This window comes from Caulobacter sp. S45, assembly GCF_009765965.1.
GTDB lineage: Bacteria > Pseudomonadota > Alphaproteobacteria > Caulobacterales > Caulobacteraceae > CAHJWH01.
Map to the genome: position 1 here is coordinate 1 of NZ_LMUL01000017.1, position 24,493 is coordinate 24,493.

At 67.8% G+C, this 24,493-nt stretch carries 21 protein-coding genes; 10 read left to right on the forward strand and 11 right to left on the reverse strand.

Annotation, left to right across the window (positions count from 1 at the left end; all coding sequences use genetic code 11):
- Positions 1-289 precede the first annotated feature (289 nt).
- The 3 genes from GSQ87_RS19775 to GSQ87_RS19785 are packed head-to-tail and all read left to right on the forward strand — an operon-like array spanning position 290 to position 4,152.
- On the forward strand, positions 290-2,071 hold the full coding sequence (locus tag GSQ87_RS19775; protein ID WP_158917971.1) for an HAD family hydrolase: 1,782 nt from the start codon (positions 290-292) through the stop codon (positions 2,069-2,071).
- A gap of 10 nt (positions 2,072-2,081) precedes the next feature.
- On the forward strand, positions 2,082-2,834 hold the full coding sequence (locus GSQ87_RS19780; RefSeq protein WP_158917973.1) for a polysaccharide deacetylase family protein: 753 nt from the start codon (positions 2,082-2,084) through the stop codon (positions 2,832-2,834).
- A gap of 4 nt (positions 2,835-2,838) precedes the next feature.
- A complete protein-coding gene (locus tag GSQ87_RS19785) occupies positions 2,839-4,152 on the forward strand; it encodes an O-antigen ligase (protein WP_158917975.1) in 1,314 nt (437 codons plus the stop codon).
- A gap of 108 nt (positions 4,153-4,260) precedes the next feature.
- Here the strand turns inward: GSQ87_RS19785 and GSQ87_RS19790 are convergent, their stop codons facing one another.
- Complete coding sequence (locus GSQ87_RS19790) at positions 4,261-5,169, reverse strand: LysR family transcriptional regulator (protein ID WP_158917977.1); 909 nt, start codon at positions 5,167-5,169, stop codon at positions 4,261-4,263.
- 116 nt (positions 5,170-5,285) lie between these two features.
- Here GSQ87_RS19790 and GSQ87_RS19795 point away from each other — a divergent pair, with 116 nt between their 5' ends.
- Entirely contained in the window at positions 5,286-5,831 is a 546-nt protein-coding gene (locus tag GSQ87_RS19795) for a carboxymuconolactone decarboxylase family protein (protein WP_158917979.1), read from the forward strand.
- 62 nt (positions 5,832-5,893) lie between these two features.
- Positions 5,894-6,523, forward strand: coding sequence for a pyridoxamine 5'-phosphate oxidase family protein (locus tag GSQ87_RS19800; RefSeq protein WP_158917981.1), 630 nt, complete (start codon positions 5,894-5,896; stop codon positions 6,521-6,523).
- 54 nt (positions 6,524-6,577) lie between these two features.
- On the opposite strand, the gene GSQ87_RS19805 is transcribed toward GSQ87_RS19800, so the two are convergent.
- From GSQ87_RS19805 to GSQ87_RS19815, 3 genes are all read right to left on the reverse strand, one after another.
- Positions 6,578-7,360, reverse strand: a complete 783-nt coding sequence (locus tag GSQ87_RS19805; protein WP_158917983.1) for an SDR family NAD(P)-dependent oxidoreductase — start codon at positions 7,358-7,360, stop codon at positions 6,578-6,580.
- Between the two features lie 80 nt (positions 7,361-7,440).
- Complete coding sequence (locus GSQ87_RS19810; RefSeq protein WP_158917985.1) at positions 7,441-9,441, reverse strand: acetyl/propionyl/methylcrotonyl-CoA carboxylase subunit alpha; 2,001 nt, start codon at positions 9,439-9,441, stop codon at positions 7,441-7,443.
- 181 nt (positions 9,442-9,622) lie between these two features.
- Entirely contained in the window at positions 9,623-11,155 is a 1,533-nt protein-coding gene (locus GSQ87_RS19815) for an acyl-CoA carboxylase subunit beta (RefSeq protein ID WP_158917987.1), read from the reverse strand.
- Positions 11,156-11,278: 123 nt separating this feature from the next.
- Here GSQ87_RS19815 and GSQ87_RS19820 point away from each other — a divergent pair, with 123 nt between their 5' ends.
- Together GSQ87_RS19820 and GSQ87_RS19825 are read left to right on the forward strand one after the other, a co-directional pair.
- Positions 11,279-12,703, forward strand: coding sequence for a short-chain fatty acyl-CoA regulator family protein (locus GSQ87_RS19820; RefSeq protein WP_158917989.1), 1,425 nt, complete (start codon positions 11,279-11,281; stop codon positions 12,701-12,703).
- 374 nt (positions 12,704-13,077) lie between these two features.
- Positions 13,078-14,253, forward strand: coding sequence for a hypothetical protein (locus GSQ87_RS19825; protein ID WP_216839497.1), 1,176 nt, complete (start codon positions 13,078-13,080; stop codon positions 14,251-14,253).
- On the opposite strand, the gene GSQ87_RS19830 is transcribed toward GSQ87_RS19825, so the two are convergent.
- The 4 genes from GSQ87_RS19830 to GSQ87_RS19845 all read right to left on the reverse strand — a co-directional run bounded on the left by GSQ87_RS19830 (position 14,250) and on the right by GSQ87_RS19845 (position 18,782).
- The gene (locus tag GSQ87_RS19830) at positions 14,250-17,126 is read right to left on the reverse strand and encodes a bifunctional [glutamine synthetase] adenylyltransferase/[glutamine synthetase]-adenylyl-L-tyrosine phosphorylase (RefSeq protein ID WP_158917991.1); all 2,877 of its coding nucleotides are present in this window, start codon (positions 17,124-17,126) and stop codon (positions 14,250-14,252) included. The two genes, GSQ87_RS19825 and GSQ87_RS19830, sit on opposite strands and share 4 nt — an antisense overlap.
- A 37-nt stretch (positions 17,127-17,163) precedes the next feature.
- Positions 17,164-17,841 (reverse strand): TetR family transcriptional regulator, encoded by a 678-nt coding sequence (locus GSQ87_RS19835; RefSeq protein ID WP_254063178.1) that lies wholly within the window; start codon positions 17,839-17,841, stop codon positions 17,164-17,166.
- 79 nt (positions 17,842-17,920) lie between these two features.
- Positions 17,921-18,424, reverse strand: coding sequence for a YbjN domain-containing protein (locus GSQ87_RS19840; RefSeq protein ID WP_158917993.1), 504 nt, complete (start codon positions 18,422-18,424; stop codon positions 17,921-17,923).
- 103 nt (positions 18,425-18,527) lie between these two features.
- Positions 18,528-18,782: an accessory factor UbiK family protein gene (locus GSQ87_RS19845; protein WP_158917995.1), complete on the reverse strand. Its 255-nt coding sequence runs from the start codon at positions 18,780-18,782 to the stop codon at positions 18,528-18,530.
- A 135-nt stretch (positions 18,783-18,917) separates the two neighbouring features.
- On the opposite strand from GSQ87_RS19845, the gene ubiA reads away from it, so the two are divergent.
- Genes ubiA through GSQ87_RS19860 form a run of 3 tightly spaced genes read left to right on the forward strand, consistent with a single transcriptional unit; the run spans position 18,918 to position 20,890 of the window.
- A complete protein-coding gene (gene ubiA, locus GSQ87_RS19850; protein WP_158917997.1) occupies positions 18,918-19,856 on the forward strand; it encodes a 4-hydroxybenzoate octaprenyltransferase in 939 nt (312 codons plus the stop codon).
- Positions 19,856-20,500 (forward strand): methyltransferase, encoded by a 645-nt coding sequence (locus GSQ87_RS19855; RefSeq protein ID WP_254063198.1) that lies wholly within the window; start codon positions 19,856-19,858, stop codon positions 20,498-20,500. Before ubiA ends, GSQ87_RS19855 begins: the two co-directional genes overlap by 1 nt.
- Positions 20,501-20,548: 48 nt before the next feature.
- Positions 20,549-20,890: a VOC family protein gene (locus tag GSQ87_RS19860; RefSeq protein WP_158918001.1), complete on the forward strand. Its 342-nt coding sequence runs from the start codon at positions 20,549-20,551 to the stop codon at positions 20,888-20,890.
- On the opposite strand, the gene GSQ87_RS19865 is transcribed toward GSQ87_RS19860, so the two are convergent.
- The 3 genes from GSQ87_RS19865 to GSQ87_RS19875 all read right to left on the reverse strand — a co-directional run.
- Positions 20,887-21,765, reverse strand: a complete 879-nt coding sequence (locus GSQ87_RS19865) for an SDR family oxidoreductase (RefSeq protein ID WP_158918003.1) — start codon at positions 21,763-21,765, stop codon at positions 20,887-20,889. The genes GSQ87_RS19860 and GSQ87_RS19865 overlap by 4 nt on opposite strands.
- A gap of 219 nt (positions 21,766-21,984) precedes the next feature.
- On the reverse strand, positions 21,985-24,063 hold the full coding sequence (parE, locus tag GSQ87_RS19870) for a DNA topoisomerase IV subunit B (RefSeq protein WP_158918005.1): 2,079 nt from the start codon (positions 24,061-24,063) through the stop codon (positions 21,985-21,987).
- A 99-nt stretch (positions 24,064-24,162) separates the two neighbouring features.
- The coding region (locus GSQ87_RS19875; protein ID WP_158918007.1) for an amidohydrolase family protein at positions 24,163-24,493 on the reverse strand (331 nt) is incomplete at its 5' end.

Consider the following 24,493-nt stretch of genomic DNA (forward strand, 5'->3'; position numbering starts at 1 on the left):
GGCTCATAACCTGAAGGTCACAGGTTCAAATCCTGTCCCCGCACCCAAGCTCCAATCACCCCAATACGCCAAAAGCCCCCAGCTCATACTGGGGGCTTTCGGCGTTTAAACGCAGCGCAACAGCCAGCCGCCCCGGGCGAATCATCTAAAGGGCGCGCCATGGACACCCGTACCCAATCCAGCCGGGGCGCAAGAGAGGGGTCTCGGCCGTAGCCATCCCGGTCTGAACTCAACCGGACCTTAAGCTTGACGACTTAAGGCTGTCGGCGTCCCCTCGGAGCGCCGCCCGGTGAAAGAGACCGTCGCCAACGAGTACAACAGCGTCGAGGTCGAGGTTCCGCCGGGTATCGAGCGGCTCGACGGCCATGTGCTGCGTGCACGTAGCCAGATCGTCTGGGGTGAGCACTGCTCGGAATGCGCCTATCCGGTCTGCTATGCGAGCTGCGCCTTCTACGATCCCCGGCCGGACCTGCACTGCCGGCGTTTCATCGCCGGGATCGAGGTGGCGGGCGAGGGTCTGAGCCGCATCCGTTTTCGCAAATGGGGCAAGCTGGAGGGCCACGGCCCGGCGCCGCTCCATGCCTATGCCGAGGCGTCGCGGCGTGAGCGGCGGGACGCCTCCGTATCGCGCGCCCTGGCGCAGGCTCCCCTGCCGTTCGCCATCAGCCGCAACGCAGCCTGGCGCTGGAACGCGCGCAAGAGCCGCGGCGACGCCAGCCATTCCGCCTTCGCACTGGACGCCTTCGTGGTGGAGGGCTGGTCTCGGGACGGATGTGAGCGTGGCTTCACCTTGACCTTCCTCCAAGACGGGCCGGAGCAGGGGACGTTCCAAACGCATTTCAGCCTGGGCGCAGAGGTGCGTCGCCTGATCGTGCCCGTGGTCGAGATCGCCGCCGCCATCCACCTCGATCATTCCTACCTGATCCAGATCGAGCCGGTCGGCGAGGCGGAAGGGGTGGACGTGGTGTTCGGGCTGACCGATTTCGTCGCCTTCGCCGAGACGGCGCTCCCCACAACGCTCGAGCCATCGGCTTCGTCCGCGCCGCCCGTGCTGGCCAAGGTGCTGGTGTGGGACCTGGACGAGACCCTGTGGACCGGCACCCTGGCCGAGGACGGTCCCTCCGGCGTCACGCCGCGGCCGGAAGCGGTGGCCGCGATCAGGGCGCTGGATGCGCGCGGCGTGCTGCAATCCATCGCCAGCAAGAATGATCCGATCGAGGGGCTGGAGGCGCTGCGCCGCCACGGCCTCGCCGAATACTTCCTGCATCCCGAGATCAACTGGGGACCCAAGAGCCAGTCCGTCGGGCGCATCGCCCGCAAGCTCGATCTTGGCCTCGACAGTTTCGTCTTCATCGACGACCAACCCTTCGAACGGGCTGAGGTGCAGGCCGGCCAGCCCAAGGTGCGGACCCTGTCGCATCTGGCGGTCGGCGAGTTGGGCGCTCACCCTTGGTTCGATCATCCGATCACGCCGGAAGCCGCCAAGCGGCGCAGCCTGTATCAGGCCGAGGCCGAGCGCACCGTGGCGCTAGACGTCCAGGGTGGCGACTATCTCGGCTTCCTGCGCGCCTCCGACCTAGTTCTGGATGTCCGTGTACTGAACAGGTCGGATGTGGCGCGCACTCACGAGCTATCCCAGCGCACCAATCAGCTGAACTTCACCGGCGCCAAGTTCGGGCTCGATCAGGTGGAGCGGATGGTCGAGCCGGATGCGGGCCGCGCCCGGCTGACGCTGCGGTGCGCCGACCGCTATGGCGACTACGGCCTGATCGGCTTTGCGGACCTGGACCTGGAGGCCGGTGAACTGGCCGAATTTTTCATGAGCTGCCGGGTGCAGAGGAAGCGGGTCGAGCACGCGGTGTTCGCGCATCTGGCCGCCCGGCTCATGGCCGCCGGGCATACGGGTTTCGGCGTGCGTTTCCACGCTACCGAGCGCAACGGGGCGTCGGTGCGGCTGCTGGAAGAGCTGGGTTTTGCATCGATGGAGCAGGGATGGACCCGCGCGCTCGGCAAGCCCTTCGAGGACAGCGATGTGGTGCGGATCGCCTCCGCGCCGTCGCGGGCGGCTTGAGGGCGCGACCATGGGCCTGATGCATCGCGCCAACAACTTCGTCACCCGCAAGCTGCCGCTGAAGCAGGCGCGTTCGCGGCTGGAGCGGTCCCTGGCCAGTCTGACCTTCGACGATTTCCCAAAGAGCGCCTGGACTGTGGCCGGCCCGATCATGCAGCGGTTCGGGGCGAGGGCGACCTACTACGCCGCCGGCCGGTTCTGTGGCGTGAGCGAGGACGGCATCGACTATTTCGACGCCGAGGACCTGCGCGCCGCCCATCGGGCTGGCCACGAGATCGGCGCGCACAGCTACGCCCACCGCATGGCGCCGAGCGTCGGATCGACCGAGCTCGCGGCGGACGCGGATCGCAACGCCGAGGCGCTCGGTGAAATACTGGGCGGCGTCCGACTGTCCAGCTACGCCTATCCGTATGGCGAGGCGTCTCCGCGCAGCAAGGCGCTGATGGGGCGCCGCTTCGCCAGCGCACGTGGCATCCGTCCCGGTGTGAACGCCGGCAGGATCGACCTAGCCCAGCTGCTGGCGGTCCCGATCGAGCATCGCCGTTGGCGACCCGACGAAATCCAGGCGGCCGCGCGCGAGGCGCGGGCGCGCAACGGCTGGCTGATCCTGTTCACCCACGATGTCGGCGACCAGCCTTCGCCCTTCGGCTGCACCCCGCAGATGCTGACCGAGGTGCTGGAAATACTGGCGGCCGAGACCATCCCGGTCGTCCCGGTCAAGCACGCCATGGCTGAAGCCGTGTTCGGCACACGGGCGGACTGAGCCGTTGACCGCCATTCCCCATATTCTGGGCCCTATCGTGGTCCCGCCCACCCGGCGGGCCTCCGCCTTCCTTGGCGAGACGCGGGAAGAGAAGATCACCTTCGTGTTGGCGGTGGCGCTGATCCTGGTGTTCAGCGAAGTCTGGATGAAGCCGCTGAACGGCAGCGCCACCGAGGCGGCCGACTCCGGCTTGATCCGGGCGCTCTACTATCCGGGCTACCTGCTTGGGATCGTCTTGCTGGCGCGGGGGCCATGGGACGCGGTGCGCGCGGCCATTCGTTCGCCGCTGCTGTGGGCGCTGGTGCTGTACGCCTTCGTCTCCGACATCTGGTCGATCGACAACGCGGCGACCATCCGGCGCGCGGTCGCCCTGGCCTTAACCTCGGCGGCGGCCCTGTCGGTGGCGGCGCGCCTGAGTTGGGTTGGGTTGACCAAGGTGCTGGCGACCGCCTTCACCATCATCGGCCTGGGCTCCTTCCTGGTCGGCCTGCTGCTGCCGAGCTACGGGCGGATGACGACGCTGTTCCCCGGCGCGTGGAGCGGCCTGTTCATCGAGAAGAACGGATTGGGCGCCATCGAGGCCCAGGGCGCGCTGTTCTGTGCGGCGGCCCTCTTCGTCGACCCCACGCGACGTAGGGTGTGGGGGGCGGCGACCGGGTTGGCGGTGCTGTTGCTTTTGCTGTCGACCTCCAAGACCTCGCTGGTGGCCATGACCCTGGGGTTCGCGGGTCTGGGCTTTGCGGTGATGGTGCGGCGAGGGCCGATCATGGCGGTGTTGGCCAGCTTCTTCGGTGTCCTCGGGGCCGGGCTCCTGGGCGCCGCCGTATGGCTGATGCCCGACCAGTTGCTGGGCCTGCTCGGCAAGGATGCGACCCTGACCGGGCGCACCCTGATCTGGGCGGCGGTGAAGCGCCAGATCGACACCCGGCCCTTGACCGGGTTCGGCTATGGCGCGGTGTGGAGCGATCAGTCCGGCTGGGGGCCGGTCTATTGGGTGGCCAAGCAGGCCGGTTTCCGTCCCGCCTACGCCCACGACGGCTGGCTGGATATCTGGCTGGGGCTGGGGATCGGGGCGGTCTGGCTTTGGGCGGCCTATGCGCTCGTTACCTGGGTGCTGACGATCTGGAGCACCTACCGCATCCGCGACGCCTATCTCGCGCTCGGTTTCATGCTGGTCTACAGCCTCACCACCCTGACCGAGAGCGTGGCGGTGGCCTACAACAACATCGGCTGGGTGCTGTTCGTGGTGGTGGCGGTGAAGCTGACCCTGCCCGACCGGGTCGTGGCGCCGCCGAGGGCTGTCGTCGAGAGGCGGTGAGCAGACCGCTGCGAGCGGCGGTTACGGACGAAAAGCGGCCGTCGATCCCAGCATCCGCCGAGCTCCGCTCAGCTTGCTGAAGGGTTGCGGCGGGATCAGCACAGCGATTCAATTCACGTCTTCAAGCCTGTGTCGAAGGCGTGTGGTGGCGAAGTCGAGAAACGAGCGCATCTTCAACGGGGACGCCCCACGCGCCGCATGTATCAGGTGGATCGGTATGGGGTCGGGCTCGAACTCGGGCAGGACGATGCGCAGTGCGCCGCTTCGGACCGCCTCCGCGCACTGATAGTGAAGAACCCGCGTCGCCCCCACGTCCTGGCTTGCGGCCCAGACGGCCGCCTCGGCGGTCGTGACCGACAGGCGCGGCGTGACAGCGATATCGACGCCGCCCGCTCCACCCGGTCGCCGGAACGGCCAGATGGACGCGCCCGACATCGGTTCGAAATTCACGCAGGGCAGCGATGACAGGTCTTCAGGCCGCTTTGGCGCGCCGTGGCTGCCGAGCAGGTTGGGGCTGGCGCAGACGACCATCCTCATCGAGCCGATACGGGTGGCGACCATGCTGCTGTCCGGCAGCGCGCCGATCCGCACCGCCATGTCGAGGTGCTCGTCCAGAAGGTGCAGGTTCCGATCCGACAGGGACAGCCGGACGGTGATGTCAGGATAGGCCGCCAGGAAGTCTGTCACGACAGGCAGGAGATGGAGTCGGCCGAACAGGATCGGCGCCGTCAGCACCAACTCGCCTCTCGGCGTATCGTATTCGCCGGACGCGACGCGCTCCGCCTCGGCCACCTCCTCGAGGATGCGCCTGGATGCGGCGACATAGGCGAGGCCAGCGTCGGTCAGGGAGAGCTTTCGGGTGGTGCGCAGGAGAAGCTGCGCGCCGAGGTGGGTCTCCAGATCGCTCACCTTTCGGCTGACAGTCGGCAACGGCATCCCAAGGGCCTTGGCTGCTGCGGTGAAGCTGCCCTTCTCCACCGTCAGGAGCAGGATCGACATGGCTTCGAGCCGGTCCATAATCATTCCATTTTATGAGATAAATATTCTCAATATGAGCCGATTATATCAAAATGAAGGCGCCGCTATCTCTGGAGCAGACGAGCCGATCCGGCTCGGTTCCGTAGGAGATTCCGATGTCCCGCCTTGCCATCCCGAGCCGTGACGACGCGCCCGTCGCTTCCCAGCCGATCTTGGACGCCGTGCAGGCGCAGCTCGGCGTGGTTCCGAACCTGTTCCGCCTGATCGCCCAAAGCCCGGTCGCGCTGCAGGGTTTCTCAGCCTTCTCGGGCGCGCTGCAGAAGACGCTGGACGTGAAGACGCGTGAGCGGATCGCCCTCGCCGTCGCGCAGGTGAACGGGTGTGACTATTGCCTGTCGGCCCACAGCTATCTCGCCACCAACCTGGCTAAACTCAGTGCGGAAGAGATTGCGCTGAATCGCAAGGGCGGATCGGCCGATCAGAAGGCGGATGCTGCGGTGGGTTTCGCGGCGAAGGTGACAAAGGCGCGGGGCCACGTCAGCGAGGCCGACGTTGCCGAGGTTCGTCTCGCGGGTTTCACGGACGGCCAGATCGTGGAGATCGTCGCCCTGGTCGCCGAGAACTGCTTCACCAACTTCCTGAACGAGGTGGCCAAGACCGACATCGACTTTCCCGTGGTGCTGGCCGCCGAAGCGGCCTGATCCCGGCATGCTGGCGGTTCACCCGGGCCGCCAGCCCCTGATTGCTCGAGGAGCAGCTGATCATGTCTTACGGATTCCTCGATATCGCCGTAACCCCAAGCGTGCGGGCGGCGCAGGTGGCCATGGGCAGCGCGCATCTCTGGGCGGACTTCAAGGGCGACCGGGCGTTCAAGCGGTTCACGGAGCAGGAAGCCGCCTTCATCATCCAGCGGGACAGCTTCTACATGGCCACGGTGTCGGAGACCGGTTGGCCCTATATCCAGCATCGCGGTGGGCCGGCCGGCTTTCTCAAGGTTATCGACGAGACAACACTGGCCTTCGCCGACTATCGCGGAAACCGCCAGTATATCAGCGTCGGCAATCTTTCGTCCGACGACCGCGCCGCCCTGATCCTGATGGACTACGCCGGCCGCGCGCGCCTCAAGATATACGTCCACGTCGAGGCCCTGGCGCTCGACGCCGACGCCGCCCTGGCGGCGCAAGTGGCTGATCCAGCCTACAGGGGCAAGCCCGAGCGCTTGCTCAAGCTCCACCTGGAGACCTTCGACTGGAACTGCCCGCAGCACATCACACCCCGCTTCACCGAGGGCGAGATCGCCGAGGCGGTCCAGCCGCTGCGGGATCGGCTCACCGCGCTCGAAGCCGAGAACGTCGATCTGCGAGCCAAGCTCGCATTACGGGGGGATCACTGATGGAGACCGAGCGGCCGCCGTCGCCGCTCTTGGATACGGAGCCCAGGGGTCAGCCTACCGCGGCGCCAGCCTGATCGCGCCATCCAGGCGAATGGCGGCGGCGTTCAGGTAGACGTTGCCGATGATGTCTAGCGCCGTGCGGGCGTAGTCGGCCGCAGTGCCAAGGCGCTTGGGAAAGGGGATGTTGGCGGCGAGGCTGTCCTGCACCGCCTGGGACATGCCGGCGACCATGGGGGTGGCGAACACGCCGGGCAGGATGGTGTTGACCCGTATCCCGTCGTTCATCAGGTCGCGCGCGATCGGCAGGGCCATGGCCAGGACACCGCCCTTGGACGCCGAATAGGCCGCCTGGCCGATCTGGCCGTCCTCCGCCGCGACCGAGGCGGTGTTGATGATCACGCCCCGCTCGCCGTCTTCCAGCGGCTCCAGCCCGACCATGCCGGCGGCGGAATTGGTGATGCAGCGGAAGCTGCCGAACAGGTTGATGCGGATGGTCCGCTCGAACAGCTCCTGGGGGAAGGTCGTGATTTCTCCCGTGTCCTTCTTGCGGCCGACGGTCTTGGCCCCGGTGGCGATGCCGGCGCAGTTGATCAGGATCCGCTCCTGGCCGTGGGCGGTGCGCGCCGCCAGGAAGCCGGCCGCGACCTCGGCGTCGGAGGTGACGTCGACCTTGCAGAACACCCCGCCGATCTCAGAGGCGATCTGGCGGCCGCGCTCTTCGTTCATGTCGAACAGAGCGACCTTCACGCCCTTCGCGGCGAGGGCGCGGGCCGTGCCTTCACCCAGGCCCGAGGCGCCGCCGGTGACCAGCGCGGCGATGGAGGGATCGAGCTTCATGGGATGCTTCCTACGGTTGCCTGTTCAGGCATTTGATGAGCGGTGGAAGGGGCAGGTGTCAAAAATTGGGTCCAGATACCTTAGGCGAACTCCACCAGCACTTCATCCGCCGCCACGCTGTCGCCGGCCTTGACGCCGATGGACTTCACTACGCCGTCGCGCTCGGCCTTGATGATGTTCTGCATCTTCATCGCCTCGATCACCGCCACCGCCTCGCCGGCCTTGACCTCGCGCCCGACCTCGACGTCCAGGCTGACCACCAGGCCCGGCATGGGCGAGACGATCAGGCGGGAGGTGTCGGCGGGCCGCTTCTTCGGCAGGCGCTCGTGCAGTTCGGCCGACAGCGGGGTGAGCACCAGCACCGTGGCCTTGGCCGCGCGATGGCGGATGACGAAGCCCTCGGCCGCCGCGCGGGTCTCCAGGCTGAAGGGCCGGCCGTCGAGCACACCTTTGAACAGGCGCTTGCCCGGCCGCCATTCGACGCCTTCCAGGCCGAGCTTTCGGCCCTCGCCGGTCAGTTCGATATCCAGCGACAGACCCTCGCCGGACAGCTTCACGGCGCGGGCGTCGTCGCCGATGCGCACCGCGAACTCGGTTCGGATGGGCGCCGCGAACAGCTTGCCGCCATTGCTGCGCGCCCGGCGAGCCTGCAGCCGGTGCATCCAGCAGGCCGCCGCCGTCATCAGGTCGAGCTGGTCCGGTGTGGGCTCAAGGCCGTGGAAGCCGTCGGGGAATTCGTCCTTGATGTAGTTGGTGGAGATTTCGCCCGAGCGGAACCGCGCCTGGTCCATCACCGCCGACAGGAAGGGCGCGTTGTGACCCAGGCCCTCGATCTCCAGGTCCTCCAGCGCGCGGGCCATGCCGTCGATGGCGCCCAGGCGGGTCGGCGCGTGGGTGCAGAGCTTGGCGATCATCGGGTCGTAGAACATCGAGATCTCATCGCCCTCGCGCACGCCGCTGTCGTTGCGCACCTGGTAGCCGCCGTGTTCGCCTTCCGCTGGGGGCTGATAACGCACGAGCCGGCCGATGGAGGGCAGGAAGCTGCGATAGGGATCTTCCGCATACAGACGGCTCTCGACCGCCCAGCCCTTGATGGCCAGATCGGCTTGGACGAACGCCAGCGGCTCGCCCGCCGCGCTGCGGATCATCTGCTCCACCAGGTCGAGCCCGGTGATCAGTTCGGTGACCGGATGCTCCACCTGCAGCCGGGTGTTCATCTCCAGGAAGTAGAACGACTTGTCCTGGCCGGCGACGAACTCCACCGTGCCGGCGCTGTCGTAGTTCACCGCCTGGGCGAGGGCGATCGCCTGGGCGCCCATGGCCGCGCGGGTTTCCGGGTCGAGCAGGGGCGAGGGCGCCTCCTCGATGACCTTCTGGTTGCGGCGCTGGATCGAGCATTCGCGCTCGAACAGGTGGACCACGTGGCCGTGCTTGTCGCCCAACACCTGAATCTCGATGTGGCGGGGCGAGGTGATGAACTTCTCGATGAAGATGCGGTCGTCGCCGAACGCGCCCTTGGCCTCGGCGCGGACGGCGGGAAAGCCTTCCTCGACATCGGCGCGGGTCCAGGCCACCCGGATGCCCTTGCCGCCCCCACCGGCCGAGGCCTTGATCATCACTGGGAAGCCGATCTCTTCTGAGATGCGGATGGCGTGGGCGGTGTCGTCGATCTCCCCGATGTGGCCGGGCACCGTGGTGACGCCCGCCCTGGCGGCGAACTTCTTGGATTCGATCTTGTCGCCCATGGCGGCGATGGCGTGGGGGTTGGGGCCGATGAAGACTATCCCGGCGTCGGCGCACTGTTGCGCGAACTCCGCCTTCTCCGACAGGAAGCCGAAGCCGGGGTGGACGGCCTGGGCGCCGGTGTCCTTGCAGGCCTGGATGATCTTGTCGGCCAGCAGGTAGGACTGGGCGGCCGGCGGCGGACCGATGAAGACGCTCTCGTCGGCCATCTCCACCGCCAGGCTGTCGGCGTCGGCCTCGGAATAGACCACCACGGTTTTGATCCCGAGGCGGCGGCAGGTCTTGATGATGCGGACGGCGATCTCGCCGCGGTTGGCGATCAGGATTTTGTTGAACATGGGGCTCACTCTGCTCCCTTCCCCCTCGAAGGGGGAAGGGCAGGGATGGGGGTGAGTGCAGGATGTTGCGGGGAAGGGCGCAGGCGGCTGCGCCTCCCTTGGACGATCGGTGAACGCGACGCGCGCACCCCCATCCCCGACCCTTCCCCCTTCGAGGGGGAAGGGAGATGCGCCACCCCTCTCACAGCGGAATGTTGTCGTGCTTCTTCGCGGGATTGGAGAGCTGTTTAGTCTTCAGGCTCTTCAAGGCGCGGACGAGGCGGCGGCGGGTGCCGTGGGGCATGATCACGTCGTCGATATAGCCGAGCTGGGCGGCGACGAAGGGGTTGGCGAAGCGCTGCTTGTACTCTGCCTCGCGCTCGGCGAGCTTCTGCGGGTCCGAGGCGTCGGCGCGGAAGATGATTTCCACCGCCCCCTTGGCGCCCATGACCGCGATCTCCGCGGTGGGCCAGGCGTAGTTGAAGTCGCCGCGCAGGTGCTTGGAGCTCATTACGTCGTAGGCCCCGCCATAGGCCTTGCGGGTGATGACGGTGATCTTGGGCACGGTCGCCTCGGCATAGGCGAACAGCAGCTTGGCCCCGTGCTTGATCAGGCCGCCGTATTCCTGGCGCGTGCCCGGCATGAAGCCCGGCACGTCGACGAAGGTGACGATGGGGATCTCGAAGGCGTCGCAGAAGCGCACGAACCGCGCCGCCTTGCGCGAACTGTCGATGTCCAGCACGCCGGCCAGCGACAGCGGCTGGTTGGCGACGAAGCCCACCGTGTCCCCGTCCATACGGCCGAAGCCGATGACGATGTTCTTGGCGTAGTCCGGGGCGATCTCGAAGAAGTCGCCCTCGTCCACGACCTTCAGGATCAGCTCCTTCATGTCGTAGGGCTTGTTGGGGTTGGAGGGGACCAGGGTGTCGAGCGAGCGTTCCTCCCGCTCGGCGTCGTCATAGCTTTCGCGATGCGGCGGCTTCTCCCGGTTGGACAGGGGCAGGAAGTCGACCAGCCGGCGCACCTGGGTCAGGGCCTCCAGGTCGTTCTCGAACGCGCCGTCGGCCACGCCGGACTTGGTGGCGTGCACCCGCGCCCCGCCCAGTTCCTCGGCGGTGACCACTTCGTTGGTGACGGTCTTCACCACGTCGGGGCCGGTGACGAACATGTAGCTGGTGTCTTTCACCATGAAGATGAAGTCGGTCATGGCGGGGCTGTAGACGTCGCCCCCCGCGCACGGACCCATAATCACGCTGATCTGAGGGATGACGCCCGAGGCCATCACGTTCTGCAGGAAGATGTCGGCATAGCCGGCCAGGCTCTCGACGCCTTCCTGGATGCGCGCGCCGCCGGCGTCGTACAGGCCGATCACCGGCGCCCCGAGCTTCTGCGCCTGGTCCATCACCTTGAGGATCTTCTTGGCGTGGGCGCCCGAGAGCGAGCCGCCGAACACGGTGAAGTCCTTGGAGAAGACGTAGACCACCCGCCCGTTGACCGTGCCCCAGCCGGTGACCACGCCGTCGCCGGGGATGCGGGTCTTGTCCATGCCGAACTCGACCGCGCGATGCTCGACGAACATGTCGAACTCCTCGAACGAGCCTTCGTCCAGCAGCAGCGCGATGCGTTCGCGCGCGGTCAGCTTGCCCTTGGCGTGCTGGGTAGCGATACGCTTTTCGCCGCCGCCCTGGCGGGCCTGGTTGCGGCGATGTTCGAGTTCTTCCAGGATGGTATGCATGCGGGATATGCCTTGCGCTCGCGAACCGGCTTCGACCTAACGCGGAAAGAACTTAAGTCCTTCGCAAAACGTGCCAAGTTGCGTAGGGCTATGCATTGCTGATTTGAAGTTTGCGAAACTGCGATGGTCGAGAAGCTTTTCATCGGGGCGCGCCTGCGCCGTCTGCGCGAGGCCCGAAGCTGGACGCTGGAGACTTGCGCCACGCGCCTGGGCCTCTCGCCTAGTTATCTATCGCAGATCGAGACCAATCAACGCCCCGTCACCGCCCGGGTGCTGATCGCCCTGACCCAGGTGTTCCAGGTCGACGCCGGGGTGTTCGACATCGGCGACGAGGGGCGGTTGGCGGCGGACCTGCGGGAGGCCACGGTGGACGCCGCCGCCTATGGCGATCCGCCGAGTGCGGCCGAGGTCAAGCAGGCGGCCAGCGCCACGCCCGCCCTGGCGCGCCAGTTCCTGGCCCTGCACCGCGCCTTTCGCCGGCTGGACGAACGGTTCAAGGCCATGGACGAGACCGTCTCGCTGGATGAGACCGCCGTCGCCAGCGCCAGCCTGCCCTATGAGGAAGTGCGGGACTTCTTCCACTACAAGGGCAACTATTTCGACAGCCTGGACGTGGCTGCCGAGGCCCTGTCCGCGCACATCCTGATCAGCAAGACCCAGACGCCGGAAATCGCCCTGACCCAGGCGCTGCTGGCGTTGCATGCGGTGACGGTGGTGCGCCGGCCGAGCGGCGAGGGCGTGCTGCGCCACTACGATCCGGAGGCGCGGCGGCTGTATGTGGACAGCGCCCAGCCGACCTCCACCCGCACCTTCCAACTCGCCTACCAATTGGCCCTGTTCGAGTTCCGCGACCTGATTGAGGCCGAGTTGGAGAAGGCTCGGTTCCGCGCGCCCGCCGCGCGCGACGTGTGCCGGGTGGGGCTCGGCAACTACGCCGCCGGCGCGCTGCTGTTGCCCTATCGGGCGTTCCTGGCGGCGGCCGGCGAGTTGCACCATGACGTGGAGCGGCTGCAGACCCGTTTCAGCGCCAGCTTCGAGCAGGTCTGCCACCGGCTGAGCACGCTGCAACGCTCGGGCATGCGGGGGTTGCCGTTCTACTTCGTGCGCATCGACATGGCCGGCAACATCACCAAGCGCCATAGCGCCACGCCGTTGCAGTTCGCCCGCTTCGGCGGCGCCTGCCCGCTGTGGAACGTGCACGAGGCGTTCGGGCGGCCGGGCGACATCCTGAGCCAGGTGGCCGAAACCCCGGATGGGGTTCGCTACCTGTGCGTCGCCCGCAGCGAGGTGAAGCGCTCGGGCGATTATCTGACGCCGGACCGGCGCTATGCGTTGGGCCTCGGCTGCGAGGTCCAGCATGCGCCCCAGGTGATCTACTCCGCCGGCCTGGACCTGGCGGGGCCGGCGGCCAGGATCGGGGTGAGTTGCCGTATCTGTGAGCGCACCGATTGCCCACAGCGCGCCTTCCCCCCGCTCGACCGGGCTCTGCGAGTGCCGATCAACGATCGCCGGACGGTCCCCTACGACCTTGTGGAGTTGGGGGGGTAAGATTCGATCTTTGGTTGTGTTCCCTGCATATTCTCCATGGGAAATGCGGGTGGGCGAATCCTTGGAAGCGAAGGGCGCGGCATGCGATACGCCGGGCTCGATAGTTTTTTGCCGCTAGGATGGCCGCGAAACGGGGCGGTGGAACCGAAGGCGCTGCGTTCTGCTACGATCGGAAAGCTAAGCGGCTTCGTTTAACCCTCAAGTGAACTGTGATGTGGCGATTTCAGCAAGCTTTCCTCTTGATGTTTCTCAAGTGAACCGCCTCCATTTCAGGTACAGATAAGATATTCCACGCGCTTTTCGCCAGGGAGCGCGAAGGAAAGTGGTTGTTTACCATTCTGAACTATTGAGAGTCCAAGGCGAGGACGGGTGTCATGGCGGACTTTTCAGTTCGGAGTCTACTCAACCTGGAGGCGACTGCTTCCACGGCGCGCGTCCTCAACCTGCTGGGTGTTTGGCGTAAGAACCAGGAAGACCCGGAGCACGCGGCGCGCCCGTTCTTCCGCAACGAAATCCTCAACCGCTCGATCATCATCAAGCATCGCCTGCGGCGTGACGAGCTCGACCTATTCCCCCGGGAGCGCACGATCTGCACCAAGGTCCTGCTTCCGATCGACTCGGCGGACCTGAGGCTCGGCGGCGTCAGCCTATTCGTCGGCGAGCGCCTGTTCGAAGAGTCCATGTGCGCGGCGCTCGGCCTCGCTCAGATGGACGAGGCCGACATGCGCCTGTTGCGCGCGCTGGACGCCATCCCCTCGCTCGATCCGTTCATCACCCGCGAGCAGTTGAAGCGTAAGGGGTTCGATCCGGCCCCCTGCTATTTCGAGATCAACCCCTCGGACCTGGCGCGCATGTCCGCCTTCGTCCGCGACGAGATCCAACCCCTGGTCACGCTCAGCCTGGGCGGGGGGATGGCCACATCGACCAGCCAGGCCGACCGTCTGGTGTTCAAGATCCTGTCCAGCCATATCGACGACGACATGGAGCCGCTGCGCCTGACGCTGCGGCTGCGCTCGGACGAGTACAAGGAGGGCGTGTTCTGCTGGAAGGGCTTCCTCTATTACAAGTGGTCGCTGAACACGCTCCTGGCCCATGTGGGCGGCGTCAGCGCGGCGCTGAAGGAGGTCAAGCCGGTGGGCGCCGCGGATCGGGAGGCGATCATGGCGATCGACCACAGCGGAAACAGGATCCAGCGCGCCCTGCGCCACAGCTGCGCCACCGTGAACGCGGCGCTCGGGGTGTATGATGCCGCCTACGCCAACCTGACCCGCAACGAGAGCCCGATGGCGTTCCGCGAGTTCCTGCTGTCCGCGCCTGGCATGTTCGTGGAACTGGGCGAGCGGCTGGGCGCGCTGCAACACATCGTCAGCTTTTGGAACTACCGCTTCCCGCTGGGGACCCAACCCCGGGCGCCGGTGGAGGAACTGCTGGATATCTTCCGCGAGTTTGAATCCAGCCTCAGCGCCGGTACGCGCGAGGAGAATTTCCGCGGCGGCCAGCCGGGTCTCTCGCTGCCTGCGCCACTCGTGCACGACTTCAGCGCAGCCTAGAGCGCCAAGCCCTTCACCACCTTGATGAACGCTGCGTGGGCTTCGCGCCGGCGGGCCTCCAGGGTCTTCTTCAGCTTATCGAAGTCCGCGCAGCCGCCTGCACGCGCCAGCAGTGTCCGGAAACGTTGGGGCTCGTCGGCCGGGTCGGCGCCGTCGGGCAGGGCGAGCTTCAGCAATTGCCAGAGGTTTTGCTCCAGGTTCCAGGCGGCCCAAAGCGCGTCGAGCGTGGCGGGGTCCGCCAGGCCGTGGTCCCGCATGGTGACGAGGGCCGAGCCGGTGTTGGTGAGCAGCGGACCCCCGCGCGAAGCGTGGACCACCTGTAGGGCCTGGGCGGCGAATTCGATGTCCACCAGTCCGCCGGGGCAGAGCTTGAGGTCCCATTCGCCTTTTGGCGGTCGTTCCCGCGACATCAGCCGGCGCATGTCGAGCACGTCGCGCGACACCGCCGCCGGCGCGCGCGGCCTGCGCAGGGCCTGGACGATGGCCGTCGTGGCCTCGATCGCGAACGCTTCGGAAGACGCCCAGGCCACTCTCGCCCGCGTCAAGGCCAGGGCTTCCCAGGTCTCCGCCTCCTCGGCGTAGTAGCGGCGAAACGCGTTCAGGCTCACTGCGATCGGCCCAGCCGCGCCGGACGGGCGAAGCTGCAGGTCCACCTCGTAGAGCCCGCCGGCCGGCGTCGAGGCCGACAGGGCGGTGGTCAGGCGCTGGCTGAACCGGGCGTAGAAGGTCTCCCCGCTCCAGCCCTTGCCCGCCGACAGGACGGTCGGGTCGGCCGTACGGAAGACGGTCATCAGATCGAGGTCCGAGCGGGCGGTCATCTCCCGCGATCCAGCTCGGCCGAGCGCTACTACCGCCACGTCGCCGAGGAAGTCGCCGCCGAGCCGCTCCGTCTCCGCTAGCGCCGCCGGCGCCAGCGCGCCCAGGCAGGCGTCGGCCAGGGCGGCGAAGCTACGCCCCGCCTCCCAGGCGTCGGCCGCGCCGGACATCACCTGGACGCCGATACGGAACGCCTGATCGTGATGGGCGCGCCGTGCGGCGTCCATGGCCGCTTCGAAGCCCGGCGCCCGGTCGACAGCCGCGTGCAAGGCTTCCGCCGCCTCGGCCGGATCGAGCGGTGCGAAGAAGCGCGCGTCCAGCAAGGCGTCCAGGGCCTCGGGCCGGCGCGCCAGGATGCGGGCGAGTTCGGGCGCGAAGGCCATCACCCGCACCACTAGTTCGAGTAATTCCGGCTTGGCCAGGAATAGCGACTGCACCTGTACGCCGGAGCCCAGGGCGGCGAAGAAGTCGGCGAAGCGGTTGAAGGCGTTGTCGGGCGCGCCCGAGGCGTGGGCGGCTTCCAACAGGCGCGGGACCAGGCGGGTGAACAACTCCCGCGCCCGCTCCCCACGCGTGGCGGGGACGCGTCCGTGATGCCAACCGCGGATGGCGGCCGAGACCTGGGCCGGGTTGGAAAAGCCCATCCGCTTCAGGGTGAGCAGGGTCTCCGGATCGTCCTCCACCCCGGTGAAGACCAGGCTGCCGAAGGCGGTGGACAGATCTTCGTCCTCGGCGAACAGGGCGGCGTAGCGGGCGTTGACCCGCTCCAGCACCTCGCCCACCTCCCGGTCGAACGTCGCGAGGTCGGGCGCGCCGGACAGGGCGCCGATCGCGCGCCGGATCGTAGGGTCCTCGGGCAGGGTGTGGGTCTGCTCGTCGGCGATCATCTGCGCCCGATGCTCCCAGCCGCGTAGTCGCCGGTAGGCGTCGGTGAGGTCGGTGCAAGCGTCGGGCGTCACATGTCCGGCGGCGGCCAGGGCGGCCAGCGCATCCAGGGTGCGGGGCGAGCGCAGGCTGCGGTCGCGACCGCCCAGGATCAACTGCTGGGTCTGGACGAAGAACTCGATCTCGCGGATGCCGCCCGCGCCCAGTTTCAGATTGTGGCCGGGCGCCACCAGTCGCTCGTCGACCTTGTGGACGTGGATCTGGCGCTTGATGGCGCCGATGTCGGCGATGGCGGCGTAGTCCAGGCTCCGCCGCCAGATGAAGGGGCGAAGGCTGTCGATGAAGGCCTGGCCCCGTGCGAGGTCTCCGGCGCAGGCGCGGGCCTTGATCATCGCCGCCCGCTCCCAATTCTGGCCGGCGGTCTCGTAGTAGGTCAGCGCCGCCTCGACCGGCATGGCCACGGGGGTGGAGGACGGATCGGGGCGCAGGCGCAGGTCGACCCGGAAGACATAGCCCTCCGCCGTCCGCTCCTGCAGCAGCGCCGCTAGTGCTTTGGTCAACCGTTCGGCCAGGGCGCGCGGGTCGACGTCGACTGCGACCGGCAGGGCCGAGGGTTCGTAGAAGACGCTGATGTCGATGTCAGAGGAGTAGTTCAGCTCGAAGCCGCCGTGCTTGCCGAGCGCCAGACAGAACAGGCCGGGCAGGGGACCGGCGTCCAGGACGCCGCCGACCAGCCGGCCGCGTTCATGTTCCTGGGCGGTCACCACGCTCAGCCCCGCCTGCACCGCCGCGTCAGCGAAACGGGTCAGGGCGGAGGTGACCCGATCCAGGTCCCACCGGCCGCCGAGGTCGCACAGAGCGGTCAGGAGGTGCAGTTCGGCCTTCAGCCGGCGCAACTCGCGCCCGGCCGTCTCCACATCCGTAGCCAGGGCGACGGCGGTGGTGCGGGCGATGAGGTCTTCCAGGTGCGCATCGGGGTCGGATCGCAGCAGCGTTTCCAGCCGCGCGGACGACCTCACGGCCAGACGGGCGAGATAGGGCGAGGCGGCGAACACCGGCTCCAACTCGGGCCATGCGCCATCGATGACCGTGGAAGGCCCCAGCCGCTCCCGCGCGCGCCGCGCCGCCGTCGCGTCCACGATCGGGCCGCAGGGGTGCAGGACGAGCGGCATCAGCCTTTTTGGCGGCGGGAGGACGTGGACCCCACCCTCAGAACCCTGCGCCGACCCGCTTCAGGCGCTGGTTGAAGGTGCGCAATTGCTTGTCGATCTCGGCCATGGTGCGGTTCAGCGCCCCCTGGTCGTCGCGCCAGACCTGCAGGGTGCGCGCCCATACCCGCGTCATGCCGGCGATCCTGATCGCGCCGACCGGGCCGCCGGTGTCGATCCCGGCCGCTTCGAGCAGGGCCTTGGCGGTGCGCGGCAGGTGAGGGGCGATGACCAGTATGCCCTGGGACCGGGCGATGGAGATCAGGGCGTCGCGATGCGGCGCCATCGCCTCCAGTCGCGCCATCACCGTTTCGAACAAACGATCATGGGCCTCGGCAGAGTCGTCGGCCTCGGCCGAAGCGAAAGCCGCTGCGTCGAAGCGACGGGACATGTGGTCGAGCAGGGCGGTCTTGCCCGGCGCGCGGGCGTAGAGTTCCGCGAAGGACAGGCTGGCCGCGCGGGCGATGTCGCGCAGGCTGATCTCGCTCCAGGGCTTGTCCATGGCCAGCGCCAAGGCCTGTTCTCCAGCCCGGTCCAACAGATCGACCGCGGGGGCTTCGGGGACCTCCGGCATCTGCGGCGGGGTCGACGCCTTCGGAGATGCGGACGCCTTCGAGGTCCCCGGTGTCTTGGGGGACGGCTTGGGCGCGGTGGACGCGGTCTTCCTGGCTACGGCCATATCAGTTCCAGCTCCTGCTCTCGCCTCAGATGTGGGCGAGACGGCCGCGAGGCTCAAGCGGTTCGCGGAGATGGAACGCCTAGGCCTGACCCTTGGTCTCGAACATGCAGGCGGCCATGGCGTCGTCGGGGCTCTTGGCGCCGCGCAGCATGAAGTCGAACGCTGGGTAGAACCGATCCGCCGCTTCCACCGCCGCGTCGATCATTGAGGCCGCCTGGGCCAGGGTCGGGCGCTCGCCGCTGGGCATGGACATGGAGTGGCGGAACACCACCTCGCCGTCCTCGGCCCAGCATTCAAAGTGGCCCATCCAGACCCGCTGGTTGATCAGGCTCAGCAGCTCATACATGGAGCCGCGCTGAGGCTTAGGGGCCTTCATGTCGATGGACAGGCAGAGCTGGAGACAATCCGCCTCCGGTCGCCACGCGAACCACAGCTCGTAATCCTTCCAGTCGCCGGTCAGGGCGAAGGCGAGGTCGCCGTCTTCGGTACGGTCGAAATCCAGGTTTTCCGCATCCAGCACCCGTTCGACCACATCCAGGGGATCGAAGCCGGCGTCGACGTCTTCGTTGTGAGGCGTGTCCATAGGCTTGATCCTCACGGTGAGGTCGGACGCGGAAAGCGCCTGACGGAATCACCCAGTATCATGTGTGAGTCTAACGGACTAAATGCGCAGGGCTCAACCACGGTCACGCGTCAGGCGAACCGGGAGAGGCTGGGCCCTTCAAAGTTGCGATTTCCGCGCGAAGCTGGGCGATTTCCGCAGACAGCGCTGCGCGCACTGCGTCCAGTTCGTCGCGCCGCACCAGATCGAGTTCGGCCGCCATGCGGTCGCCCTGGGCGCGGAAGGCGGTGCGGGCTTCCTCGCCGGCGGCCTGGGCCAGGCTCATGGCGCTTTCCATGACCTTGGCGGCTTCGTCGAAGAAGGGATTGCGGGTCTGCATGGGGCGACGGGTCCAAGGCGACGAACGTGATCGAAGCCTCTATATGGGGACTCCGAACCGATTGCGAACGCCGTCACCCCCGTGGCGCCTCGCCGCCCTGAGCGCACCAGCATGTTTCGAGCCATCCGCGAGCGCATGAGTCAAAGCGCCGCGCTTCCCGACCGCCGCCTGCCCGACGCCCGGCCGGACAACTGGGTCGATCGCTGGGCGCCGCTGTGGCTGCGGCCGTGGCTGAAGCTCGGCCGGTTCGACCGGCCGGCGGGGATCTGGCTGCTGATGCTGCCGGGCTGGCAGGGGGTGGCGCTGGCCGACGCCCTGCTCGGACATCTGCCGGACCTGAGGCTGCTGGGCCTGATCGCGGTGGGGGCCACGGCGATGCGGGCGGCGGGGTGCGCCTTCAACGACATCGTCGACCGCAAGATGGACGCCAAGGTGGCGCGCACCGCCAACCGGCCGGTCGCCTCGGGCCGCATCAGCGTCAAGGCGGCGTGGATCTATCTGGTCGGGCTGAGCCTGGCGGCCCTGTGCGTGCTGCTGTGCATGAACCTGACCGCCATCCTGCTGGGCGTGGGGTCGCTGGCCCTGGTGGCGGCCTATCCGTTCATGAAGCGGATCACCTGGTGGCCGCAAGCGTGGCTGGGCCTGACCTTCAACTGGGGCGCCCTGCTGGGTTATGCGGCGGTGCGCGGCAAGCTGGATTGGCCGGCGGCGGTGCTCTACGCCAGCGGGATATTCTGGACGCTGGGCTACGACACCATCTACGCGGTGCAGGACATCGAGGACGACGCGCTGGCCGGGGTGAAGTCCAGCGCGCGTCGGCTGGGTCGCGACGTGCGGGCGGGCGTGATGGCCTTCTACGCCATCACCATCCTGCTGCTGGGCGGGCTGACCAAGTTCGCGCCCCAGGGCTGGCCGCTGCTGTTCGCGGCGGCGGCGCACCTGACCTGGCAGGCGAGCCAGGTGAAGCGCGACGATCCCGAAGGCGCGCTGCGCCTGTTCAAGTCCAACCGCGACGTCGGCCTTCTGGTCTTCGCCGCCCTTGCCGTGGCGGGTTGGCGGCGTCTCCATCCTTGATCGCCGACAGGCGCGGCTTCATCCTCGCCAACACACGACTGCAACACCCATCCCACTGTCCCGAGATCGCCCTTCACCTCGCCGACGAGGTGACGCCGATCTGGCGGATGACCGAGGAGGCCCTGGGCGAACTTGGTTTGCCGCCGCCGTTCTGGGCCTTCGCCTGGGCCGGCGGACAGGCGCTGGCGCGCTACCTGCTGGATCATCCCGAAGAGGCGATGGGCAAGCGAGTGGTGGATTTCGCCACCGGCTCGGGCGTGGTGGCCATCGCTGTGATGAAGGCGGGCGCGCTGTCTGTGCTCGCCAACGACGTGGATGGCTTCTGCCGCGACGCCGTGGGCCTGAACGCGGCGGTCAACGGCGTGGAGGTCGACTTCACCGACCGCGACCTGCTGGATGCGCCGCCGCCCGAGGCCGACCTCATCCTGGCGGGCGACATCTGTTACGAGAAGCCGCTGGCGGAGCGGGTCGAGGCCTGGTTGCGCGCGGCCCATGCGGCGGGCGCCCGCGTGCTGATCGGCGATCCGGGGCGCAGCTACTTCCCGCGCACCGGGCTGATCCAACTCGCGGAATATGAGGTGCCGACCAGTCGCGACCTGGAAGACCAGGAGATCAAGCGAACCGGGGTGTGGACTGTGGCTTGACTCTCACGCACACAAATAAGAACAACACAGGAACGGGCGGAGGCTGGGATGCGGGTAGACGGCAAGATCGACTATGTGGAGTTGCCTGCCGGCGACATGGCCCAATCCCAGACCTTCTACAGCGAGGCGTTCGGCTGGAGCTTCGTCGACTATGGGCCGACCTACGCCGCCTTCGCCGAGGGCGTCGACGGCGGTTTCCAGTCCGATGCGCCCGAACGGACCAAGGCGCCGCTGGTGGTGCTCTATGCGGTGGACCTGGAAGCAACCCTCGCCCGGGTGCAGGCCAGCGGCGGGGAGATCGTCAAGCCGATCTTCGCCTTTTCGGGCGGCCGCCGGTTCCACTTCCGCGATCCTTGCGGAAATGAACTTGCAGTGCATACGGCGACCTAGGGCGCTTGCGCCAGCTCGAATAGCGGCCGGAAGGGACGGGCCGCCCAGTTGAAGTCACGTCGGGCCGGGACTGGATCGAAGGCGAGGTCCTCGCCCATGCGTGCGCCCATGGCGGCGGTGGCGTCCGGTAGCCGCGAGCCCATCAGGCTCAGCCCGAACCGCCAGATCGGCGGGGGGAGGGCGATGATCCGCGGTTTGCGACCCAGCCCTTCGAACACCCGTTCCACCATGACGCGATAGGTCAGGGTCTCGCCCCCGGGCAGGTCGTAGGCGCGGTTGAAGGTCTGCTCCCGATCGATCACCGCGAGCGCCGCCTGGGCCAGGTCGGCGGCATGCACCGGCTGACGCAGGCCGCCGCCGAAGCCGGATAAGGGAAGGACGCCGAAGCGCCGGATCAGCGCGGCCAGCCGGGAGATGTTGGCGTCCTCACCCTCGCTATAGATCAGGGTTGGGCGCAGCACGGTCCAGGTGATTTCGTGCGCCTCGCAGAAGCGCTCGGTTTCCGCCTCACCCTCTGTCAATCGGGCGGCGACGGCGCGTTCCTCCGGCGAGGGCGAGTCCGCCTTGGTCGTGCGGCTGGTGGAGGAGAAGGCCACGAGCCGTTTGACGCCCGCCGCCGCCAGGGCGGGGAGGGCTGTGGGCAGCAGCCAGACCGGCGACAGGCTAAGCGCGGTCTCGGCCTGTGGCAGGCGTCCGACGAGATCGCCATGGGTCTGATCGCCTCGAAGCCATTCCGAGCCGCCGTCCATGGGCGGATCGCGACTGATCGCCGTGAATGGCCGTTCCTGCGCACGCAAGTCTTTCAGCAGATGGCGGCCGATCAGGCTGGTTCCACCAAGGACCAGGATCGGCGTTGCGGCCGTCGTTTCGCTCATGCGTCTGGCCTCCTCTGCGGGGTCCGGAATGGACGTCGCCTTGTCGCGCTCGACCTTGGTGGAGCATCAGCCGCGCGGTCGACAGGAAAGCGCCGCAAGATCGCCCGATCAAGCTGGGCGACAACGAACGGCTTGGATGACCGGCAATGAGGGCCATCGTTTGGCGGGGATGCGAGATAGGAGGTGGGCGGTGGATCGAGAAGCGGAGCCGCCGACCCCCTAGACGTCCAGGTCCCCGGTCGCGAACTCGGCGTTTTCCTGGATGAAGCGAAAGCGCAGTTCCGGCTTGCGGCCCATCAGGGTCTCGACCAGGTCCTCCACGCTCTCCTCCGAACGGGGCAGGATCACCCGCGCCAGGGTACGGCGCTTGGGGTCCATGGTGGTTTCCTTGAGCTGGGCCGGCATCATCTCGCCCAGGCCCTTGAAGCGGCCGATCTCGGGCTTCTTGTTCTTGAAGGTGGTGGCCAGCAGCTCGTCCTTGTGGGCGTCGTCGCGGGCGTAGGCGGTGTTGGCGCCGTGGCTGATGCGATAGAGCGGGGGCAGGGCGAGGTAGAGTTTCCCGGCGCGCACCATCTCCGGCATGGTCCGGTAGAAGAAGGTGATCAAGAGCGACGCGATGTGGGCGCCGTCGACGTCGGCGTCGGTCATGATGATGATGCGGTCGTAGCGGAGCTCTTCTTCCTTGTAGCGCGAGCCGCCCTGGCACCCGAGCGCCAGCATCAGGTCCGACAGCTCCTGGTTCTTGGCCGCCTTGTCGTTGGCGGCCGACGCGACGTTCAGGATCTTGCCCCGCAGCGGCAGGATGGCCTGGGTGGCGCGATTGCGCGCCTGCTTGGCCGAGCCGCCGGCCGAGTCGCCCTCGACGATGAACAGCTCCGACCCGTCCATGGCCGAACCCGAACAGTCCGCCAGCTTGCCCGGCAGGCGCAGCTTGCGGGTGGCCGAGGCGCGGGCGACCTCCTTGTCCTTGCGGCGTTTCAGCCGCTCCTCGGCCCGGTCGATGACGAACTGGAGCAGCGCATTGGCCGACTTGGGTTGAGCCGTCAGCCAGTGGTCGAACGGGTCGCGCAACGTGTTCTCGACCAGGCGTTGGGCGTCGCTGGAGGACAGGCGTTCCTTGGTCTGGCCCTGGAACTCGGGGTTGCGGATGAAGACGCTGATCAGGGCGCCGGCTTGGGCGGCGACGTCCTCTGCGGTCAGGATGCCGGCGCGCTTGTCCCCGGTCAGGTCGGCATACTGCTTCAGGCCCCGCGTCAGCACGGCGCGCAGGCCGGCCTCGTGGGTGCCGCCCTCGGGCGTCGGCACGGTGTTGCAGTAGGACTGGGTGAAGCCGTCGGCCTCGCCGAAGCCTGCCCCGCTCCAGGCCACCGCCCATTCCACCGCCCCGCCGCCTTCGGCCCGCTCGATCCGACCGGCGAAGGCCTCGGGCGTGACGGTCTCGATGTCGCCGATGCGTTCCTTGAGGAAGTCGGCCAGGCCGTTGGGGAAGTGGAAGGTGGCTTCAGCCGGGGTCTGGTCGTGGATGCGTTCGGGCGCACATTTCCAGCGAATCTCCACGCCCCGGAACAGGTAGGCCTTCGAGCGGGCCATGCGGTAGAGCCGCGCCGGCTTGAACGCCACGTCCTCGCCGAAGATTTCGGCATCGGGGGTGAAGCGGATCAGCGAACCCTTTTTGCGCGAGGGCGCGCCCTGCTGGATCGGGCCGAGGGGGTGGCCGCGCGAATAGCTCTGCTTCCACTCGAACCCGTCGCGCCACACCGTCACGTCCAGCCGGTCGGCCAGCGCGTTGACCACCGACACGCCCACCCCGTGCAGGCCGCCGGAGGTCTCATAGGCCTTGCCGGAGAACTTGCCGCCGGAGTGCAGCATGGTCAGGATCACCTCCAGCGCCGACTTGCCGGGGTGCTTGGGGTGGGGGTCGACCGGGATGCCGCGCCCGTCGTCGCGCACCGCCAGCGCGCCGTCCGCCTCCAACGTCACCTCGATCAGCTTGGCGTGGCCGGCGACCGCCTCGTCCATGGCGTTGTCGAGCACCTCGGCGAACAGGTGGTGCAGGGCGCGCTCGTCGGTGCCGCCGATGTACATGCCCGGCCGGCGGCGGACGGGCTCCAGCCCCTCCAGCACCTCGATGTCCTTGGCGGAGTAGCCGCCGGTGGGTGCGCTCGATGGCGTGGGGGCGGCAGGCGATGCGCGGCTCGGACGCGGTTCGACATTGGCCTCCGCCACCGGATGCGGCGGCACGGGCGCCAGGGCGGCGTCGAACAGGTCGAAGGCGGGCGCGGGAGTAGACTTGGCCATGTCCCTATGTAGGCGAGTCGGGCGGTGGGGTGGAACCGTTGCCTCGCCGCAGGGGGCAATCCGTTCTCCTCCCCGCTTCGCGGGGGAGGAGAAGCGAGTCTACGGCTGGCTGTACTGCACCGGATAGCCGTTGGGGGCCTTCAGGTAACGGTCGCGCAGGTCGAGGTCGCGGTCGCGCAGCGGCATCTCCACCCCCTTGACGATCACTGTGGTCGGCGCGTTGAGCGGCTCCAGCGGATCGCCGCTCCAGACCACCAGGTCGGCGTCCTTGCCGACCGCCAGCGAGCCGATCCGGTCGTCGACGCCCCAGATCTTGGCGGGGTTGAGGGTGATCGCCGCCAGCGCCGCCTCGAAGGGCAGGCCATGGGCGACCGCGCGGCCGGCGTCGACGCGGGGCGAGCGCCCGCCATGCTGGACCGGCGGGGCTTCC

What these genes read in the sequence shown, in the direction of transcription:
- GSQ87_RS19780 (WP_158917973.1), top strand. Translation starts at nt 2,082, where the DNA reads ATGGGCCTGATGCATCGCGCCAACAACTTCGTCACCCGCAAGCTGCCG.
- GSQ87_RS19790 (WP_158917977.1), bottom strand. Translation starts at nt 5,169, where the DNA reads ATGGACCGGCTCGAAGCCATGTCGATCCTGCTCCTGACGGTGGAGAAG.
- GSQ87_RS19795 (WP_158917979.1), top strand. Translation starts at nt 5,286, where the DNA reads ATGTCCCGCCTTGCCATCCCGAGCCGTGACGACGCGCCCGTCGCTTCC.
- GSQ87_RS19800 (WP_158917981.1), top strand. Translation starts at nt 5,894, where the DNA reads ATGTCTTACGGATTCCTCGATATCGCCGTAACCCCAAGCGTGCGGGCG.
- GSQ87_RS19805 (WP_158917983.1), bottom strand. Translation starts at nt 7,360, where the DNA reads ATGAAGCTCGATCCCTCCATCGCCGCGCTGGTCACCGGCGGCGCCTCG.
- GSQ87_RS19810 (WP_158917985.1), bottom strand. Translation starts at nt 9,441, where the DNA reads ATGTTCAACAAAATCCTGATCGCCAACCGCGGCGAGATCGCCGTCCGC.
- GSQ87_RS19815 (WP_158917987.1), bottom strand. Translation starts at nt 11,155, where the DNA reads ATGCATACCATCCTGGAAGAACTCGAACATCGCCGCAACCAGGCCCGC.
- GSQ87_RS19820 (WP_158917989.1), top strand. Translation starts at nt 11,279, where the DNA reads ATGGTCGAGAAGCTTTTCATCGGGGCGCGCCTGCGCCGTCTGCGCGAG.
- GSQ87_RS19825 (WP_216839497.1), top strand. Translation starts at nt 13,078, where the DNA reads ATGGCGGACTTTTCAGTTCGGAGTCTACTCAACCTGGAGGCGACTGCT.
- GSQ87_RS19830 (WP_158917991.1), bottom strand. Translation starts at nt 17,126, where the DNA reads ATGCCGCTCGTCCTGCACCCCTGCGGCCCGATCGTGGACGCGACGGCG.
- GSQ87_RS19835 (WP_254063178.1), bottom strand. Translation starts at nt 17,841, where the DNA reads ATGGCCGTAGCCAGGAAGACCGCGTCCACCGCGCCCAAGCCGTCCCCC.
- GSQ87_RS19840 (WP_158917993.1), bottom strand. Translation starts at nt 18,424, where the DNA reads ATGGACACGCCTCACAACGAAGACGTCGACGCCGGCTTCGATCCCCTG.
- GSQ87_RS19845 (WP_158917995.1), bottom strand. Translation starts at nt 18,782, where the DNA reads ATGCAGACCCGCAATCCCTTCTTCGACGAAGCCGCCAAGGTCATGGAA.
- ubiA (WP_158917997.1), top strand. Translation starts at nt 18,918, where the DNA reads ATGAGTCAAAGCGCCGCGCTTCCCGACCGCCGCCTGCCCGACGCCCGG.
- GSQ87_RS19860 (WP_158918001.1), top strand. Translation starts at nt 20,549, where the DNA reads ATGCGGGTAGACGGCAAGATCGACTATGTGGAGTTGCCTGCCGGCGAC.
- GSQ87_RS19865 (WP_158918003.1), bottom strand. Translation starts at nt 21,765, where the DNA reads ATGAGCGAAACGACGGCCGCAACGCCGATCCTGGTCCTTGGTGGAACC.
- parE (WP_158918005.1), bottom strand. Translation starts at nt 24,063, where the DNA reads ATGGCCAAGTCTACTCCCGCGCCCGCCTTCGACCTGTTCGACGCCGCC.